At 48.6% G+C, this 19,190-nt stretch carries 16 protein-coding genes; 9 read left to right on the forward strand and 7 right to left on the reverse strand.

Annotated features, from left to right (window positions below; translation table 11 throughout):
* Positions 1-38 precede the first annotated feature (38 nt).
* From ppx to K6Q96_RS03010, 3 genes are read right to left on the reverse strand one after another with little or no spacing between them, the layout of a single operon-like run.
* The gene (gene ppx / locus K6Q96_RS03000) at positions 39-1,547 is read right to left on the reverse strand and encodes an exopolyphosphatase (RefSeq protein ID WP_251877673.1); all 1,509 of its coding nucleotides are present in this window, start codon (positions 1,545-1,547) and stop codon (positions 39-41) included.
* Positions 1,540-3,636 (reverse strand): polyphosphate kinase 1, encoded by a 2,097-nt coding sequence (ppk1, locus tag K6Q96_RS03005; RefSeq protein ID WP_251877675.1) that lies wholly within the window; start codon positions 3,634-3,636, stop codon positions 1,540-1,542. The genes ppx and ppk1 overlap by 8 nt, the downstream gene beginning before the upstream one ends.
* Positions 3,637-3,653: 17 nt before the next feature.
* Positions 3,654-4,163 carry a glycine cleavage system transcriptional repressor gene (locus K6Q96_RS03010; protein WP_046302597.1) on the reverse strand — a complete coding sequence of 170 codons (510 nt, stop codon included), beginning with the start codon at positions 4,161-4,163 and terminating at the stop codon, positions 3,654-3,656.
* Positions 4,164-4,405: 242 nt separating this feature from the next.
* Between K6Q96_RS03010 and K6Q96_RS03015 the strand changes: the two genes are divergently transcribed.
* The 4 genes from K6Q96_RS03015 to phoU are packed head-to-tail and all read left to right on the forward strand — an operon-like array spanning position 4,406 to position 9,826.
* The gene (locus K6Q96_RS03015) at positions 4,406-6,574 is read left to right on the forward strand and encodes an ABC transporter permease subunit (RefSeq protein WP_251877676.1); all 2,169 of its coding nucleotides are present in this window, start codon (positions 4,406-4,408) and stop codon (positions 6,572-6,574) included.
* Between the two features lie 38 nt (positions 6,575-6,612).
* Positions 6,613-8,259, forward strand: a complete 1,647-nt coding sequence (pstA, locus tag K6Q96_RS03020) for a phosphate ABC transporter permease PstA (RefSeq protein WP_251877678.1) — start codon at positions 6,613-6,615, stop codon at positions 8,257-8,259.
* 23 nt (positions 8,260-8,282) lie between these two features.
* Entirely contained in the window at positions 8,283-9,101 is an 819-nt protein-coding gene (gene pstB / locus K6Q96_RS03025) for a phosphate ABC transporter ATP-binding protein PstB (RefSeq protein ID WP_165018525.1), read from the forward strand.
* A 17-nt stretch (positions 9,102-9,118) separates the two neighbouring features.
* A complete protein-coding gene (phoU, locus tag K6Q96_RS03030) occupies positions 9,119-9,826 on the forward strand; it encodes a phosphate signaling complex protein PhoU (protein ID WP_251879571.1) in 708 nt (235 codons plus the stop codon).
* A gap of 125 nt (positions 9,827-9,951) precedes the next feature.
* Here phoU and bamE read toward each other — a convergent pair whose 3' ends face one another.
* The 3 genes from bamE to nadK form a co-directional block, all read right to left on the reverse strand.
* On the reverse strand, positions 9,952-10,308 hold the full coding sequence (gene bamE / locus K6Q96_RS03035) for an outer membrane protein assembly factor BamE (RefSeq protein ID WP_251877680.1): 357 nt from the start codon (positions 10,306-10,308) through the stop codon (positions 9,952-9,954).
* Between the two features lie 134 nt (positions 10,309-10,442).
* Positions 10,443-12,110 carry a DNA repair protein RecN gene (gene recN, locus K6Q96_RS03040; RefSeq protein WP_251877682.1) on the reverse strand — a complete coding sequence of 556 codons (1,668 nt, stop codon included), beginning with the start codon at positions 12,108-12,110 and terminating at the stop codon, positions 10,443-10,445.
* Between the two features lie 193 nt (positions 12,111-12,303).
* Positions 12,304-13,185, reverse strand: coding sequence for an NAD(+) kinase (gene nadK / locus K6Q96_RS03045; protein ID WP_251877684.1), 882 nt, complete (start codon positions 13,183-13,185; stop codon positions 12,304-12,306).
* A gap of 184 nt (positions 13,186-13,369) precedes the next feature.
* Here nadK and grpE point away from each other — a divergent pair, with 184 nt between their 5' ends.
* From grpE to dnaJ, 3 genes are all read left to right on the forward strand, one after another.
* Positions 13,370-13,975 carry a nucleotide exchange factor GrpE gene (grpE, locus tag K6Q96_RS03050; protein ID WP_251877686.1) on the forward strand — a complete coding sequence of 202 codons (606 nt, stop codon included), beginning with the start codon at positions 13,370-13,372 and terminating at the stop codon, positions 13,973-13,975.
* A gap of 197 nt (positions 13,976-14,172) precedes the next feature.
* Positions 14,173-16,089, forward strand: a complete 1,917-nt coding sequence (dnaK, locus tag K6Q96_RS03055) for a molecular chaperone DnaK (protein WP_251877688.1) — start codon at positions 14,173-14,175, stop codon at positions 16,087-16,089.
* 174 nt (positions 16,090-16,263) lie between these two features.
* Positions 16,264-17,403 carry a molecular chaperone DnaJ gene (gene dnaJ, locus K6Q96_RS03060; RefSeq protein WP_251877690.1) on the forward strand — a complete coding sequence of 380 codons (1,140 nt, stop codon included), beginning with the start codon at positions 16,264-16,266 and terminating at the stop codon, positions 17,401-17,403.
* A 45-nt stretch (positions 17,404-17,448) separates the two neighbouring features.
* Here the strand turns inward: dnaJ and K6Q96_RS03065 are convergent, their stop codons facing one another.
* Positions 17,449-17,889 carry a type IV pilin protein gene (locus K6Q96_RS03065; protein WP_251877692.1) on the reverse strand — a complete coding sequence of 147 codons (441 nt, stop codon included), beginning with the start codon at positions 17,887-17,889 and terminating at the stop codon, positions 17,449-17,451.
* Positions 17,890-17,992: 103 nt separating this feature from the next.
* Between K6Q96_RS03065 and K6Q96_RS03070 the strand changes: the two genes are divergently transcribed.
* Together K6Q96_RS03070 and K6Q96_RS03075 are read left to right on the forward strand one after the other, a co-directional pair.
* Positions 17,993-18,532, forward strand: coding sequence for a pilus assembly FimT family protein (locus tag K6Q96_RS03070; RefSeq protein ID WP_251877694.1), 540 nt, complete (start codon positions 17,993-17,995; stop codon positions 18,530-18,532).
* Positions 18,529-19,185 carry a prepilin-type N-terminal cleavage/methylation domain-containing protein gene (locus K6Q96_RS03075; RefSeq protein ID WP_251877696.1) on the forward strand — a complete coding sequence of 219 codons (657 nt, stop codon included), beginning with the start codon at positions 18,529-18,531 and terminating at the stop codon, positions 19,183-19,185. Before K6Q96_RS03070 ends, K6Q96_RS03075 begins: the two co-directional genes overlap by 4 nt.
* The last annotated feature ends 5 nt before the right edge of the window (positions 19,186-19,190 follow it).

The raw sequence follows: 19,190 nt of genomic DNA on the forward strand, positions 1-19,190 counted from the left end.
CTTCGGCACCGTTTTTTATTGTTGTTGGTTAGGGGGTTTTAGTCATTAACCAACAGTTTCCAGCCCACCGAATCCCAAAGGCTCTTTTCTACTTCCAAGTCGGCAGCCAATAACTTGTTCTGGCTTAGCCAGTTCTCAGGAAACGTGAGTGACCAACTGTCATCCTTAGCGTCGAGCTTTACCTTGGGCATGGGTTCACTACTGCGCTGCACATTCAGCACGCAAGCCAACCTTAAAGAGCGGATAAGCGGATAAATTTGCTTGGCTTTGAACAGAGTGAACTCAGGCATTTCATCAAGCTTCAAGGCTTTACGGTGGAAGCGGGTGAGGGTTGCCAGCACGGTTTGCTGCTCTTGGTTAAAGCCGGGTAGATTGGTGTTTTGCAGAATATACGCCGAGTGTTTGTGGAAACCGGAGTGCGAGATGCTTAATCCAACTTCGTGCAGCAGCGCTGCCCAGCTTAGCAATATGGCAAGTTCGGCTTTTTTTGTGCCAAGTTTTGGCTCTGCCTGGAGATAAAAACTCTCTGCAGTTTGCTGGACGTTTTCTGCGTGTTGCCTGTCGATATGATAGCGCTCTGCGAGGTCTGCTGCGGTGCGGATCCGTATATCGCTTTGTTGGAAACGGTCTTCCATTTCGTACAAAAGGCCTTCACGAAGCGCGCCATCTGAATACACCATCTTCTCAATGCTCAGTGCGTGAAACACGCCGGAGAGAATCGCAAGACCCGCGGCAAATACAGGTTGTCTGTCTTCGGTTAATCCGGGCAGTTTCAGCTCGCTGGCCGACTTCACCTGCAGTACCTGTTCAATTAAGCCATCCAACCGCTTACGGGTGATGATGCCATCGTCGTGCCCACTGGCAATCAAGACTTCACGAATAGCTTTGATGGTGCCAGAGGAACCTACGGCTTCTCCCCAGCCACAATCCTTGTACTGTTTTGCGATGCTTTCTAACTTCAGCTCTGCCGCGAGCTGGGCTTGAGCAAAGCGCTTGATAGAAATTTGTCCATCTTTGAAAAAGCGATGGTTATAGCTGACACAACCCATATGTTTACTGTTGGTGAGTGTCGGACTAAAACCTTTGCCAATAACAAGCTCAGTGCTGCCCCCACCAATGTCTACCACCAATTTTCGGCCATCACCTGGCTGGGTGTGGCTAACACCAAGGTAAATCAAACGGGCTTCTTCCACGCCAGGGATGATCTCTATCGGATAGGGGAAGACATTGCGCGCCCGCTGCACAAAGATATGGCTGTTTTTCGCTTCACGCAGGGTAAAGGTTGCTGCAACGCGGACGTTTGCTTCATCGAAGCCTTGAAGGCGCTCGGCGAACATGGCCAAACATTCCACACCGCGGTTGATAGCGGCATTATCGAGGTTGAGGTAGTCGTCGAGTCCAGATGCCAGCCGCACACGCTGTTTGTGGCGGCTGATGATTTGAAGGCCTTGCCCGACGACGCGGGCAACGACCATATGGAAGCTGTTGGAACCTAAATCTATTGCTGCAATTTCCCTTGGCTTCTCAGCCGGGGTAGTGTCATTCATTCTTTTGTTTGCTCGCTTGCCGTTTTTCTGTACGTTCTACTTGTTTAAGGTAATCGTAAATTTCGATTTGTGAACGTACTTTTTTGCGATTTCCGCGTTTCACGTAAGCGTTGGACATGTCTTTATCAATCACACGCGCTTTGGCGCGGTCTGCAAATTGAAGCTCAAGGATATCCATGATGCGCTGTTTCAGGCGCTCATCTTTGATAGGCGCACCCACCTCGATACGGTTATCGATGTTACGGGTCATCCAATCTGCTGATGAAATATAGACATCTCGATCACCGCCATTTTCAAAGGTGAAAACGCGGGGATGTTCGAGGAACCGATCAACAATACTGATGGCTTTGATGTTGTGGCTAAGACCTCTCACACCTGGGATAAGCGAACACATACCACGCACGATGATGCGAATTTTCACGCCTTCATTGCTCGCTTTATAGAGCAAGTCCACTAATCCTTTATCGACCAGATTGTTGACCTTAAGAGTGATGCCCGATTTACGACGGTTCTTGGCATGCTCGATTTCACGCTCAATCAGGCGATAGATTCGTGAGCGTGAGTTACGTGGCGACACAATCAGGTGAGAAAACTTCACTGGCTTGTACGGATTCTCAATAAAATTGAACACCTTACGTACTTCTGATGTGATGGATTTATCAGCGGTAAACAAGGAGAAGTCGGTATAGATGCGCGCCGTTTTCTCGTGGAAATTACCGGTACCTATATGGGCGTATTCACGTAATCCGTCTTCTTCACGACGGGTGATAAGGCAAAGCTTGGAGTGAATTTTCAGACCCGGCGTACCAAAGACCACTTTTACGCCTGCATCAGTCAGCACACGCGCCCACTCAATATTAGCTTCTTCATCAAAGCGAGCCTGAAGTTCAACCACGACGGTGACGCGTTTGCCGTTGTTGGCGGCATCAATCATGGAGTTGATGATGCGGCTATTTTTCGCTACGCGATAAATATTGATGCGAATGCTGCGAACTTTCGGATCAAAGGAAGCCTGACGCACCAGTTCCGTCATGTGGCGGAAGGTGTGGTATGGGTAATAGAGCAAGACATCTCGCTGACGAATAGCATCAAATGCATTGGCGTTGGTGGTGAAGTCGGCAGACTCAATCGGCGGTAGCGCAGGGTTTTCCAGATACTTCATCCCGACATTCGGGAAACCGATAAAGTCTTTGAAGTTATGGTAACGCGCCCCTGGCAGCACACTGTCATAATCCGAAATTTTCAGCATGTCTAGGATATGTTTCACCATATCCTGCGGCATGTCGCGTTGGTATACGAAACGCACTGGCAGAGCCGTTAAACGCTGGTCCAGACTGTCGGACATATTCTCTAACAGGCTGTGGTCAACCTCGTTAGTCAGGTCATATTCCGCGTCACGGGTCATTTTCATGGCATAGGCTTCGACACTGTCGTAATCAAAGAAGCCACTAAAAATCTCGTCAAGACACAAGCGAATGATGTTATCGAGCAGAATGATGGTCTTGCGGCGGCGTTTGCCTTTCGGCTCCGGCACCTTGATAAAGCGCTCTATTTCGTCCGTTGGGATCTCGATAAGAGCGTAACGGGATGGTTGTCCCTCTTTTTTCATTTCGACGGCAAGGTAAGAGTACGCATCTTTCAGGAAAGAGAGCACGTCCATGTCGTCAGTGAGAATGATAGGGGTGATGTGCGGAAGCAGATTACTGACGAAATGTCTTTTAAGCCAGTTTTGCTGGTATTCCGTTAATTGTCGCTCATTAACCAGAAAGATATGGCGGCGTGCCATCTCGAGAAGAATGTCGTTATAAAGGTGGTCGAAATCCTGGTTGAGTTTGAGGACTTTATCCTGAATTTTGCTGAGGAGCTCCTTGGCTTTACTGTCGCCACCTTGCTCCTCGTTGATCAGGATACGGCGCTTTACGTCAGCAAAACGGACTTGATAGAACTCATCCAAATTGCTGGAAAAGATACCGAGAAATCGCACACGTTCGATGATAGGAACGTTTTTGTCTGCAGCTTCCTGAAGTACCCTTTCGTTAAAAGACAGCCAACTTAACTCTTTGTCTACGTAAAGCGTATCCGCGCTCATTTTTCCCCTTTCCTTAATTAAATGTCGCTTTCGTCAAACTCCACGATCAGATCATCTGACAGCCCTTCAAGAGCTGCACCAAGGTCATCCAGCGAGATGTTGTTGGCGATGTCGAGATCAAACTCAGCTTTAAATATCACGCCACCAAAGTTGGCTGCGCTTTCTGCATCGGTTTCCAGATTGTTGATGTTGATACCAAACTTGGCGATTTCCCTTGTCACTTCCTGAACAATGCCAGGGCGATCGTTGCCTGTAACAGACAGGGTATGCGTTGTTGTATCAGTCTCTGCTTGGTGTGCAGCTTCTGCGATAAGAACGTTAAGATCAGGAATGTTATTTAGCGCGTCTGTCAGCGCTTTGACATTTTCTTCTTTAATATCAATCTGAACAATACCAGCGAACTTGCCCGCAAGTTTGCTAAGGCTGCTGGCTTGCCAGCTTCCGTGATGCTGGAATACGGTGTCGGAGAGTGTTTCTACCAGACCTGAGCGGTCCGTGCCGATGAGGGTGATAACTAACTGCTTCATGGTCGATCCTTTGCGTCAACAGCGGAGGGGAAAGGTCATTATTAAGGCGGTTTTAAAACCCTGTCTACCCCTCGACGAAGCAGGCACCTCCGAACTGTGCCTCACATCAACGTTAGGGGAGGCTAAACATGTTTTATTACACTTTTATTTCATGGGCTTAACTTGTCTTGATTTTTTGACTGTCACATTTATGTCATCAAAAAGAAATATTATGAGCCGCTTAATCAAAATATGAGGTACCAATGGCAAACGCCACACCTGCGCTGACTAAGGGAGACTCCCGGCGGCGTTTCAAAGACAGACTTGCTCGCCTTTCCGTGAAGGGAGGTGGCATTGCTGTTTTGTTGGCATTGCTGTTGATATTCTTCTACCTCGCGTATGTGGTTCTCCCCCTGTTCAAAAGCCCGTCGGTCACGCTTGAAGGCACTTTCGACCTCGGCTTTGAAAGCCCTGCCGTCCAGCTTGGTATGGATGACAATAATCAACTCGGCTTCCGCTATTCCGATGATGGGTTTCTATCCATATTCTCTTTGAATGGAAAAGGGCAGTTGGTTTCCCGTGAGAAGCTCGCTGAATTTCCCAGTAGCTTTTACGCACCCCAACCTTATGCTGGGGTCAGCGCCTATGGGCTTGAAGATGGCTCTGTGAGTTTTCAGCGCCTGCGTTTTTTGTCTCACTATGCAGACGGAAAAAGAACCTTCACGCCGGATATCCAGCTTATGGATTCAGTAAAACTCAGCAATGGCTTGCCAATTTCCAGTCTTTCCTTTGCCAAACGCCACAATGATCGCGTTGTAGCAGGTGTGGCAGGAGACTGGCTGAACATTGTTATCGAGCGCGATGGCAATGAAATACTGCATGCTGCTGTCCCGACAAGCACAGACGCCAGCGTGCTGATTGCGCCCCGCGGTCAAAAGTTGTTTGAGATGGTCGGTAATGAGCTCAATGTGTATTCGGTGTCAGATCGCAGAATCGATTTGCGCGAGTCAGTGGACATTGAACTCGTGACCGGCGCGATGCCAGAGTCTATGACATTGCTGGCTGGTGGACATTCGCTGATGGTGCGTCTGGATGATGGCAGACTGACGCAGTGGTTTGATGTGGTGAAGTCTGGTGAGCGTTCGCTGACCATGGTGCGTGAGTTTGACACTCAAGGTGGCTTTCTTGCTGTGGAGCCTCATCGCAATGTTTTCGCCAATTTGACGCCGAGCGGTGATCTAACGCTTTGGCATGCGCCAAGTGAAATCCGTGACAACTTTGAGTTGCCCGAAATAGCAGGCCAAATTGACAACTTGGGTTTCTCACCTCGTGCAGATCGTCTGTTGGTGGAGAAGGGCGATACCCTGACATTGTTGAATGTTGATAATCCTCACCCTGAAGTCAACGTCCGTTCATTGTGGAATCGCATATGGTATGAAGGCTATGGGGAGCCGGAGTTTGTTTGGCAATCCACGTCTGGCAGCGAGTCTTTTGAAGGCAAGCTGAGTGTCGTTCCTGTGGTATTCGGTACGATTAAAGTGGCAGCTTACGCGCTGCTCTTTGCGATTCCACTCGCGGTCGGTGGCGCGATTTATACTGCGTATTTCATGCCGTCTGGTCTTCGTAAGGTGGTGAAACCCACTATCGAAATCATGGAAGCTTTGCCAACGGTTATCTTGGGTTTTTTAGCCGGATTGTGGCTGGCGCCTATCGTTGAAACCCATTTACCCGCAGTCTTTCTGATTTTCGTCGCCATGCCGGTTTCCTTCCTGTTGACCGCATTCGTCTGGACGGCGCTGCCACGCTCCGTGCGCAAGAAACTGCCACCAGGTGGTCATTTGTTTGTGCTGGTGCCATTGATTCTGGTGTTGGGATATCTCGCATTTGCTCTTGGCCCCTGGGTGGAAGATACCTTTATGGGAGGGGACAGCCGGGTATTTGTGACTGACGTATTGGGCGTGAATTTCGATCAGCGCAATGCCATTGTGGTGGGCTTGGCGATGGGTTTTGCGGTGATCCCGACTATTTTTACCATTGCGGAAGATGCGATTTTTTCAGTGCCCAGTCACCTGACCAATGGATCACTGGCGTTAGGTGCGACCCATTGGCAGACGCTGACACGCGTTGTGTTGCTGACCGCAAGCCCAGGCATTTTCTCTGCGGTGATGATGGGACTTGGCCGCGCTGTGGGTGAGACCATGATTGTATTGATGGCGACAGGAAATACGCCATTAATGGAATGGAACCCGTTTGAGGGGCTGCGAACTTTGTCAGCGAACATTGCGGTGGAAATGCCGGAATCTGAAGTGGGAAGCTCTCACTATCGCGTGTTGTTCCTGACAGCCTTTATTCTGTTTTCATTTACGTTCCTGTTTAACACTGTGGCGGAATTTGTTCGCCAGCAGTTGAGAGAGAAGTACCGTGCGTTGTAAAGCGTTAGCCTTCAATTCAATCCATCTGGAGTCTGTTTATGCTTAAGCGTTTAAACAGCAGCTCTCCCTGGGTGTGGATGACTGCAGGCATGGTCAGCCTCTGTTTGATTGCTGTGCTGGGCGTGATGTTGTTGATTGGCTGGAAAGGTCTGGCGTACTTCTGGCCAGCTCCGGTTTACGAGTTCAAGATTGAAACTCCGTTTGGTGAAGAGACGGTATTTGGTCAGATTTATGGTGTCGAGACAATCTCTTCACGTCAGTTACAAGAGGCGGGTGTTGTACTCAAAGAGCCAAATCAGGAAGAGCATCAGAGACTGCTGATAAAGGTCGCCAACCGTGAACGGGAAGCGCATGATTTTATTTCGGTGCTTGAGCAAAACATCCTGTCGCAGGTCGCCAACCCCAATATTGCAGTGATTGAACGGATCGAAAATGGCGATTTCTATGGTGTTCCTGTGGGATACCTAGACCAAGGAAAAGTCACCACATCCTCACCAAACCATGCATTCTTTGAAGAAAAAATCGCGTTGGCGGAAAAGCGGCGTAGCGAAATCACAGCCATCGAGCAGCGCGAAATAGAGAAGGTGAACTACCAGCTCACGGCACTAAAAAAAGAGAAAGCCTCCTACCTTAGCAATGGTAAGGCGGTGCCAGAGAAAGTTCAGGATGGCATCGACACTTTGGCGTTTCGCTATCAATCTCTAGAAGAAGTCTTAATGCAACGCCGCGCAGATTTGTCTCTGGACAGCCTGATTGTTAAAGACCGCTATGGTAACAATGTCCGCATCGCACTCAATAATGTGCTCGGGCTTTGGTATCCCAATGACATGAGCGGGTTTGAGAAGGTGCTGCATTGGGCCAGTCAGATTGCCAACTTCGTGACAGATAACCCGCGGGAAGCCAATTCAGAGGGCGGTGTTTTTCCAGCTATTTTCGGCACAGTGCTGATGGTGCTATTGATGTCCATCATGGTGACCCCACTCGGCGTGTTGGCGGCTGTGTACCTTCACGAGTATGCCGGAAAGAATGCTTTCACCCGTGTGATCCGCATTGCGGTAGTGAATCTGGCAGGTGTGCCCTCCATCGTTTATGGCGTCTTTGGCCTGGGTTTCTTTGTTTACTTTGTCGGTGGCAGTATCGACTCACTGTTTTATTCAGAGACATTGCCTAACCCAACGTTCGGCACGCCAGGGATATTGTGGTCGTCATTGACGCTGGCAATCCTGACGTTGCCTGTGGTGATTGTGTCAACCGAAGAAGGCTTGGCTCGAATCCCGACCTCTGTGCGTCACGGGTCTATGGCGCTTGGCGCCACACAGGCTGAAACGCTTTGGCGTATCGTTTTACCTATGGCGAGTCCTGCTATTATGACGGGACTGATTCTGGCTATCGCCCGCGCGGCGGGTGAAGTGGCACCCCTGATGCTGGTAGGTGTTGTGAAGGTGGCACCGAGTCTGCCACTGGATGGAAACTTCCCGTTCCTGCATTTAGACAGAAAGTTCATGCACCTTGGTTACCACGTTTACGATGTGGGTTTCCAGAGCCCAAATATTGAAGCGGCGAGGCCGTTGGTTTACGCCACATCCTTGCTATTGGTGACTGTGATTGTCAGCCTGAATCTGGCTGCGATCACTATCCGTAACCACTTGCGCGAAAAGTACCGCGCGCTGGAACAAGAAATTTAAGCGTTAGAGGACATCGCGACGAAATGATATCTATCAATGCCAACATTGGATTACCGGGACCTATCGATCTGTCATCACTTCCTGATGAGCAGACGGCACTGGTTATCCAGAATTTGAATCTCCATTACGGCAATTCTCAGGCATTGTTCGATATTAATATGCGTATTCCTAAAGGTAAGGTCACGGCGTTTATCGGCCCTTCCGGTTGCGGAAAATCTACTCTGCTTCGTTGCATCAATCGTATGAATGACTTGGTGGATGGCTGTAAGGTAGAGGGGGAAATTCTGCTTCATGGCACCAATGTCTATGATGAAGCGGTGGATGTGCCAGCACTTCGCCGTCAGGTGGGCATGGTTTTCCAACGACCGAATCCTTTTCCAAAGTCTATCTATGAAAATGTCATCTACGGACTGCGTCTGCAAGGCGTGAAAAACGTACGTACGCTGGACGACGCGGTTGAACGTTCGCTTCGTGCGGCAGCGTTATGGGATGAGGTGAAAGATCGCCTTCATGACAATGCGTTTGGTTTGTCTGGCGGCCAGCAACAACGATTGGTGATTGCGCGCGCTATCGCGATTGAGCCAGAAGTCCTTTTGCTTGATGAACCTACATCGGCACTGGATCCGATTTCGACGCTGACGATTGAAGAACTCATAAACGATCTTAAACGTAAATATACTGTAGTGATCGTTACCCACAACATGCAACAAGCTGCGCGTGTGTCTGATCAAACTGCCTTTATCAACCTAGGTAAACTGGTAGAATACGCCGATACAGATACGCTATTTACCACCCCGAAGAACAAGCAAACCGAAGATTACATCACTGGCCGATACGGTTAAGGAATTGCACGCAAATGATGGACAACCAAAATATCAGCCGCCATATTTCAGGTCAGTTTAATGCTGAACTTGAAGCTATACGCACCCATGTGCTCGCGATGGGCGGATTGGTAGAGCGACAGCTGACTGACGCTTTGCGTGCTATGCATTATCAGGATGTGGAACTGGCAAAACAGGTGATCCGCGAAGACCATAAGGTCAACTCGATGGAAGTCGCTATCGATGAAGCTTGCACCCGAATCATTGCCAAACGCCAACCTACAGCAGGCGATTTACGTTTGGTGATTGCGATTATCAAAACCATTACCGACCTTGAGCGTATCGGCGATGTTGCGGACAGTATTGCGAAGATGGCGTTGGATAATTTTTCCAATCATCAACAGCCGTTTTTAGTGTCACTGGAAAACCTGGGCCAAAAAGCAGCACGTATGCTGCATGATGTTTTGGATGCGTTTGCGCGAATGGACGTGGATGCGGCAATGAAGGTTTACCACAGCGATGACCATCTGGATAAAGAGTACGAAGCGATTATACGTCAGTTGATGACTTACATGATGGAAGATCCGCGCTCTATTCCTAATGTCCTCAAAGTGATGTGGTCTGCTCGTGCGATTGAGCGAGTGGGAGACAGATGCCAGAACATCTGCGAATACATCATTTACTTTGTGAAAGGTAAAGACATCCGTCATACCAACAAAGAACAGTTGGAAAAAATGCTGAAATAGCGCTTTGGTATCGACATTGTATATACCCAAACAACCTGAATCCTGCATCTTCAGGTCGTTTGGGTATAGATCAATAAAAAACCCGCGGTGAGCGGGTTTTTTGATTCTGGCATTTAGGCATCAAATTAGCGAACGGCTTCGAAAAATCCTGTACCTGGCTGATAGTCACCTTTCATGCCGACCAACTGACCGCTGTCGTCGAAAGAAAGAACCAGTTCTTTCTGTTCTGGCTCTTCATGTCCAGGCTTCAGATATTGAACAAAATACCAAGTATTCGGATAGCCAGACTCAACCAGCATAGGTGGACCAAGTAAGAACTTAACCTGCTCTTTGGTCATGCCAAATTTGAGCTCTTCGACCGCGGTTTGGTCGATGTAATTTCCCTGATTAATATCTATGCGATAAACCAGCTTGTTAACCCAAGAACAGCCTGAGAGGCTAGCCAGAACAAGGGATGCCGCAACGATGTGTTTCCAACGCATGACTTCTTACTTCATTTCCAAAATAGGGGACGATGATAAACAAGCAAGTGAGAGAAGTAAAAAACTCTTGTCTCAACTTGCTTGTTCGACCGTGCTATTGGGGAAAAGTTTCTTTCTCTTCAGGCTGAGAGGCCCTATGCCGCAATAAGGAGCTCTTTAGCATTGGCGAGAGTGTGTTCAGTAATTTCGCTGCCACCGAGCAGTCGTGCCAGTTCCTGAACGCGGGCCTGAGTATCTAGCGGGATCATGCTGGTAGTGGTTTTTCCTTTCTCGCTGGCTTTCGCCACGAACATTTGCTGATGGCCACAGCCTGCAACCTGAGGTAAATGCGTCACACACATCACCTGTGTTGATTCACCTAGCTTACGAAGCAGTTTGCCGACAATGGCAGCTGTTGGACCACTAATACCTACATCCACTTCATCGAAGATAAGGCTTGGTGTATCCACTTTCTGTGCAGTAATAACCTGAATCGCCAAAGATATACGGGAAAGCTCACCACCGGAAGCCACGCGCCCTAACGCTTGCATTGGCTGACCTGGGTTGGTGGAAACCAAAAGCTCAATACTGTCGAAGCCCAGTGGTGACAAATGACTTTCCGGTTGGCTATCCAGTGCAATATGGAATTTGCCGTTTTGCATGCTGAGTTCATGCATGCTGGCAGAAATTAGTTTATCCAACTCTTTGGCATAACGCTTACGGCTCTTGCTGAGTTTCTCAGCGGCTGCTAGACACGCTTGATGCTTGAGTTCGACTCGAGCGGCAAGCTGTTCAATCTGGTTATCGCTGTCATTGAGGTTTTCAAGCTCATTGGCCAGAGACTGATGGGAAGTGAACAGCTCTCCAGGAGAAACCTGATGTTTGCGTGACAGGCGCATAATGGTTGCCATACGTTCATCTAAATAGCTCAGACGCGCAGGATCCATATCCAGGCTGTCCATATAGCTCGAGATTTCGTGGCTGGTTTCCTGCACCTGAATGCAAGCTTCGTCCAGCATCTGTGTTAGATCGTTAAAACGGCTATCCATCGCGGCGAGTTCGGCAAGTTTCTGCTGGGCAAACTGCAGCAACTGCATCGCGTTGTTTTCATCATCTTCACTCAATGACTGAAGAACACTCTGGCTGCAAATAGCAATGTCGCCACAGTTGGAAAGGCGTTTGTGCTCTGCTTCCAGCTCTGGGTATTCGGTTTCACCTAACGCCAGTTCATTGAGCTCATTTACCTGGTATTCCAAAAGCTGGCGTTGGGCTTCGACCGCTTCTATGTTCTTTTCTAACTGCTTGAGCTCGTTTCGTGCGGCACGCCAGTCTTGATAACGTTGGCGCATTGTAGCGAGCAGGTTTTGATGGCCGGCATATTGGTCGAGCAATGTCAGTTGATAATCGTTTTTCATCAAAAGCTGATGGGCGTGCTGACCATGAATATTGATAAGGTGTTGCCCCAGTGCTTTTTGCTGGGAGGCTGGAACAGGGCTGCCATTAATGAAGGCGCGTGAACGGCCCTCTTTAGTGATCACACGTCGTAGAATGCACTCATCACCATCGACCAACTCATTGTCTTCCAACCAACGTCTCGCGGCAGGATTGTTCTGGAGTTGGAAGAGCACCACGATTTCGGCTTTTTCCTCACCGGGACGAACCATTGAAGCATCTGCGCGATCGCCCAGACATAAACCCAAAGCATCAATAGCGATGGATTTACCTGCACCGGTCTCGCCAGTAATGGTGGTCATTCCTTGTTGGAAGTCGAGTTCGAGTGCTTTAACAATGGCAAAGTTTTGAATTGTGATGTGTGCCAGCATGCGCCTATACCTGTTTTTATCATCACCTGTTGTTATATACAGTATATACTGTGTTTGTATACAGTAAAGATGATCAGGTATGAATTCGCGATGAAATTGTGATGCGGATTAAAAAACGAGCAAAGAGAGTGATGAAAATAAAAAAGAGCAGCCTAAGCCACTCTTTTCATGAACAATGTTCTTTCCTGCTTTATCAGAAGAGTTTGCTGGACCAGCCCAATTTGGTTCGCAACGTTTTGTAGTAGCTGTAATTTTTAGGATGGATAAGCTTCAACAGTGAAGGGCTTCTATAGATGTGTACTTCATCCCCCGGATTAACAGGCAAAGACACCTGACTGTCACAACTCACTTCCAATGTGCTGCCGTTATCCGGTGAAACCACTAGCTTAATATGCCGTTTAGCATCGACGACCAAAGGACGGCTCGATAGCGTATGCGGGAACATAGGAACGAGTGAAATCGCATCAATGCTCGGTGACAGGATAGGACCACCACCGGAAAGGCTGTAAGCCGTTGAGCCTGTTGGCGTCGAAATGATAATGCCGTCGGAACGTTGGGAGAAGGCGAAGTTATCGTCGATATAGACTTCAAATTCAATCATGTGGGCGACTTGCCCAGGGTGAAGCACTGCTTCGTTAAGCGCCGCGTTATGGCTTTTCACCTGACCGTGACGGTGCACCTCTGCTTCAAGCAGGAAGCGGTGATCTTCGATGTACTCACCGGACAATACTGACGTCAGTGCATCTTGATATTCATCTGGGTCGAGATCGGTCAAAAAGCCGAGGTTGCCCCGGTTGACACCGATAACGGAAATATCAAAACGGGAAAGGACACGGGCTGCGCCAAGCATATTTCCATCACCACCAATCACAATCGCCAAATCGGCTTTAGCACCCAGCGAAAGCAAATCGTGGAAATCATCAGCGGGAATATCGAGGTAATTGTCGAGACGATTGTCGACCAATGTGCGGTAACCTTGTTGGGTCAGCCAGTGATACAGGCTTTCATGGGTTGCTACCGCTTCTGGATTTCGCGGTTTTCCTACCAAAGCTATAGTGTTAAAACGCTTTGACATCTTATTGATCCTGCACAGTTTAGTGGCTTGAGTATAAGTGATTGCCCTGCACTTGTCGTGCATTGCGGCAAGAGACACCTTGAAACGTGACCATTCATCCCCATAATAAGCAAAACCGTCGAGATTGATGCCCCAATCCTTGAGATTTTTGGGGTTCAACACAGTGTATTGTGTCGGAGAGAGCATGAGCAAAGAAGAAAACAAGATCCAGGAAGAAGAATTGCAAAACGAAGCAGTGGAAGCACAGGCTGAAGAAAATGCCCTTGATGCTGAAACTGATGCAATGATTAACCGGATCACTGAGCTTGAAGCTGCACTTGAAGCAAGTGAAGCGACAGTGAAAGAGCAACAAGACAGCGTACTGCGCGCACGTGCAGACATTGAAAACATGCGTCGTCGTACCGAGCAGGAAATAGACAAAGCGCGTAAGTTTGCTCTGGAGCGTTTTGCGAACGAACTGCTTCCTGTTATCGACAACATGGAACGCGCAGTAGAGATGGCGGACAAAGAAAATGACGCCCTCAAGCCGATGATCGAAGGCGTTGAGCTAACTCTGAAGACCATGAAAGATGCAGTGGAAAAATTCGGCCTGAAAGAGCTGAACCCACACGGCGAACCGTTCAACCCAGAATTCCACCAGGCAATGTCTATCCAGGAAAGCGCAGATCACGAGCCAAATACCGTGATGTTCGTGATGCAGAAAGGCTATGAACTGAATGGTCGTGTTGTTCGCCCAGCCATGGTCATGGTTTCAAAAGCCGCTGCTGGTAACGTGAACGAGCAGGCATAAGACCGAATTTAAGGAAAAACCCGCATTTTGCGGGTTTTTTTCATTTCAGGCCTTGAAAGCCAATAAGTCGCCCTTATTTAAGGTGCATCAAAAGAAAATTTAAAAATTTTTCTTGTGCAGGGTTGAACCCTAAACCGCGACCCCCATATATGGGTTAACGCAACATAGACGTAAGACGAATTTTCGGAGAAAACCAAATGGGTAAGATCATTGGTATCGACTTGGGTACTACCAACTCATGTGTAGCAGTACTGGACGGTGACAAGCCACGCGTAATCGAAAATGCAGAGGGCGATCGCACAACGCCATCAATCATCGCGTACACCCAGGACGGTGAAACTCTGGTAGGTCAGCCAGCAAAACGTCAGGCAGTGACCAACCCAGAAAACACGCTGTTTGCAATCAAACGACTGATCGGTCGTCGCTTCGAAGACGAAGAAGTTCAGCGTGATATCGAAATCATGCCTTACAAAATCGTTAAGGCTGACAACGGCGATGCATGGGTAGAAGCTAAAGGCCAGAAAATGGCAGCTCCTCAGGTTTCAGCTGAAGTCCTGAAGAAAATGAAGAAAACTGCAGAAGACTTCCTGGGTGAGGAAGTCACTGGCGCAGTTATCACTGTACCTGCGTACTTCAATGACGCACAGCGCCAGGCGACTAAAGACGCTGGCCGCATCGCGGGTCTGGAAGTTAAACGTATTATCAACGAACCAACTGCTGCTGCACTGGCTTACGGCCTGGACAAGCAAGGTGGTGACCGCACTATCGCAGTTTACGACTTGGGTGGTGGTACTTTCGATATCTCTATCATCGAGATTGACGAAGTAGACGGCGAGAAGACGTTCGAAGTACTGGCAACCAACGGTGACACTCACCTGGGTGGTGAAGACTTCGACAACCGCATGATCAACTACCTGGTTGACGAGTTCAAAAAAGACCAAGGCATCGACCTGCGTAAAGATCCACTGGCAATGCAGCGTCTGAAAGAAGCAGCTGAGAAAGCGAAGATCGAACTGTCTTCTGCGCAGCAAACTGACGTGAACCTGCCATACATCACTGCAGATGCGACTGGTCCTAAGCACATGAACGTTAAAGTGACCCGTGCGAAGCTGGAATCATTGGTTGAAGACCTGGTTCAACGTTCACTGGAGCCACTGAAAGTTGCATTGGCTGACGCAGACCTGTCTGTAAACGACATCAACGACGTAATCCTGGTTGGTGGTCAGACTCGTATGCCAATGGTTCAAGCGAAAGTTGCTGAATTCTTTGGTAAAGAAGCACGTAAAGACGTGAACCCTGACGAAGCAGTTGCGGTTGGTGCAGCGGTTCAGGGCGGTGTACTGGCAGGTGACGTGAAAGACGTTCTGCTGCTGGATGTAACGCCACTGTCTCTGGGTATCGAAACCATGGGCGGCGTGATGACTAAGCTCATCGAGAAGAACACCACCATCCCTACTAAGGCGAACCAAGTGTTCTCTACTGCTGAAGACAACCAAAGTGCAGTAACGATTCACGTACTGCAAGGTGAGCGTAAGCAGGCGACGTACAACAAATCTCTGGGTCAATTCAATCTGGAAGGCATCAACGCAGCACCGCGTGGCATGCCACAAATCGAAGTTGTGTTCGACCTGGATGCTGACGGTATCCTGCACGTGTCTGCAAAAGACAAGAGCACAGGTAAAGAGCAGAAGATCACTATCCAGGCATCTGGCGGTCTGAGCGACGACGAAATCGAGAAAATGGTTCAGGAAGCGGAAGCGAACAAAGAAGCCGACAAGAAGTTCGAAGAACTGGCGTCTGCGCGCAACCAAGCTGACCAAATGGTTCACGGTACTCGCAAGCAAATCGAAGAAGCAGGCGACGCACTGCCAGCTGACGAGAAAGAGAAGATCGAAGCAGCAATCAGCGAGCTGGAAGAAGCACGTAAAGGCGAAGATAAAGAAGCTATCGACGCAAAAGTGCAGGCACTGATCGCAGCATCTCAGAAGCTGATGGAAGTGGCTCAGCAGCAAGCACAAGCTGCGCAAGCTCAAGACGCCGGTGCAGAGCAAACTAAGCAAGACGACGACGTTGTTGATGCTGAGTTTGAAGAAGTAAAAGACGACAAAAAATAAGGCCGGATAAAATCCCAGAAGCAGGTCTTGCGACGGAAAAGCAGCAAGACCTGAATCGAAAGATTTAACCGTTTTTATTTCGCACGGGCGCAGGAGGATTTTCTCCTTCGCCCGTAGTTGTATGATACGGGGCTAACTTTTTTGCCCGGTATAGAAGCAGGTGACAAGCAAAACATGTCAAATCGTGATTTTTATGAAGTGCTTGGCGTAAGCCGCGACGCCAGTGAGCGTGACATCAAAAAGGCGTACAAGCGTCTTGCGATGAAGTACCACCCGGATAAAAACCCAGGTGATGAAACGGCAGCCGAGAAATTTAAAGAAGTGAAGCTGGCGTACGAAATCCTCACAGACGATCAAAAACGCGCAGCTTATGACCAATACGGCCATGCAGCCTTTGAACAGGGTGGAATGGGCGGTGGCGGCGGCTTCGGTGGCGGCGCAGACTTCAGCGATATCTTTGGTGACGTGTTTGGCGACATCTTTGGTGGTGGTCGCCGTGGCGGTCAGGCCCGTGCCCAGCGTGGCGCAGACCTTCGCTACAACATGGAGCTTTCTTTAGAAGAAGCAGTCCGTGGTGTGACCAAAGAGATTGATGTCCCGACTTACGTAAGCTGTGACCCATGTGGTGGCAGTGGTGCAAAACCAGGTTCATCGCCACAAACGTGTGGAACCTGTCACGGCCAAGGCCAAGTGCAGATGCGTCAGGGCTTCTTTGCTGTACAGCAAACCTGTCCAACCTGTCATGGTCGCGGCAAGATTATCAAAGATCCTTGTGACAGCTGCCATGGCCAGGGCCGTGTTCAGAAGACCAAAACCCTCAGCGTTAAAATCCCAGCAGGTGTAGACACAGGCGATCGTATCCGTCTGACAGGTGAAGGTGAAGCCGGTGAATTTGGTGCGCCAGCAGGCGACCTTTACGTACAGGTACATGTACGTGACCACCACATATTCACCCGTGATGGCAACAACCTGTACTGTGAAGTGCCAGTCAGCTTTACTATGGCAGCACTGGGTGGCGAAGTTGAAGTGCCAACGCTGGACGGTCGTGTCAGCCTGAAAGTACCAACTGAAACCCAAACTGGCCGCATGTTCCGAATGCGCGGTAAAGGTGTACAGTCAGTGCGTGGCGGTGGCCTAGGCGACCTGATCTGTAAACTGGTGGTAGAAACCCCGGTTAACCTCAGCAGCAAACAAAAAGAATTGTTGCGTGAGTTCGAAGAATCACTGGGTGGCAGTGCCGCGAAAAAGCACAAGCCTAAATCAGAAGGTTTCTTCGATGGCGTGAAGAAATTCTTTGACGATCTGACCAGCTAACAGTCAGAGAGAGAAAACAAAAAACCGGCGAATTCGCCGGTTTTTTTATGTCCAGCAATCACCGTTGTTAGTTATGGTACTTCCATCTTTTTTGAAGTTGTACTGATCTGAAGCGGCATTGATAACCATGGTGTGGCAGTCAGTATCTTTGTCTTGCCTTGAAGTCGTCTTCGGAGTGGCTTTGATTTTATACACATCACTTCCTGAGCCGTCTGTGGTGATAGAAAAATTGTATGCATCTGAGACTTGGCATTTTGTACAAACAAGGGTTGTATCAGTTGGGTAGCTACCTGTTGCGGTAAATGTTTGTTCCGCATGTGTCTGTAATTGGTACAAATCCACTTGGACTCGGCTACGTTCTGATTTGACGAGGTATTCCCCTACCGCTGGTACAGCAATCGTTGCAATGGCACCGATAATCGCAATTGCTATCAAGATTTCGAGCAACGTCATACCTAAATGTAATGTCTTAGTTCTCAGCGTCATTTTTTGGTTCGTTATGCATAAAATTCGTTTTAATTCCAGAGACCTACGTTATCGCCGTTGATAGTATTGAAACAAGGTACAGCAGACGCTTAAGGAATTTGTTGTGAGATATTGGAATCTACAGCGCGGTTTTAGCTTAATTGAAATGATAACGACGGTGTCTGTATTGGCGGTCGTCACAGCGGTAGCTGTGCCAACCTATGTGTCTTCTCACAAAGCGGCTATTGTAGAAAATAAGGCCTCCCAATTACTTTCGGTCCTGGAAGTTGGACAATCGGAATCCCTTCGACGCCATCGCAATATCTATGTGTATTATGTGCCTTCAAGTGCAACGGATAGCGGCTGTATTGGGCTCAGTGAAAAGTCTGAAGTAACCAATTTTAGTTGTACCGATAACGAAGGGTTGCAAAAGGTTATTCTGGAAATTGGGGCCCAAGTGAATGTGCAGGAGCCAGAAGCGACTAACCCAATGAAGCTTTTCCACTTTTCTTCTATCAATGGCCTCCCGTCGACGAACAAGACAGTAAAGCTAGCTCATGGTGATGAAACCGGAAAAGAGTCTGGGATTTTGATTCGTCAATATGCTGGTCTTAAAGCTTGCAGCAACACAACGGTTACAGGCTGGGAGTCCTGTTCATCATGAAGCGAAGCTTTGGCTACACGCTTGTTGAAATGATGGTAGGTATGACGGTCAGCTTAATTGTGCTGGCTTCGGCACTGGCAATTTTTACCGTCAATACAGAATTTGGCACTAAGCAGCTTCAAAATGATTTTCTGAGGAGCCAGCTAAATATCATTGCAGACACGATGAAGAATGAAATTGCCCGCGCAGGTTTCTGTTATGACTGTAGTTCAGTGAATCCTTTTATTCGCCCAGATGGTGCCGGGGCCTCGTCCTCAATATTGATTGATGATAGTGCATCTAAGGTTGAAGACGGAGAGTGTATCCGTTTCGCTTACAACCACGACAAACGTTCAGGCGCTATGGCCCTAGATAAGGATGATGCAAAAGGGTATCGGCTGGGTAAAGACAGTCGGAATAATCCGGTCATCGAGATTTATGAAAACTGGGATGCTTTGGCGAATTGGACATGTGAAAGCGGCTACTGGCGAGATATGACCTTTGATCGCCTATCTATAGAATCTCTGAGCTTCAAACGTTCTCTCCTGCAAAGTGTTGGCTCTACCAATAAAGCCCAAGTAGTTGAAGTCACTATTACTGCATCACTGAAAAGTGACAGTTCAATCTCAGACACTGTGAATTTCACGGTGTCAGTCCCCAATGTGGATGGTTAGCGCGA

Source organism: Grimontia kaedaensis (assembly GCF_023746615.1).
GTDB classification, from domain to species: Bacteria; Pseudomonadota; Gammaproteobacteria; order Enterobacterales; family Vibrionaceae; genus Enterovibrio; species Enterovibrio kaedaensis.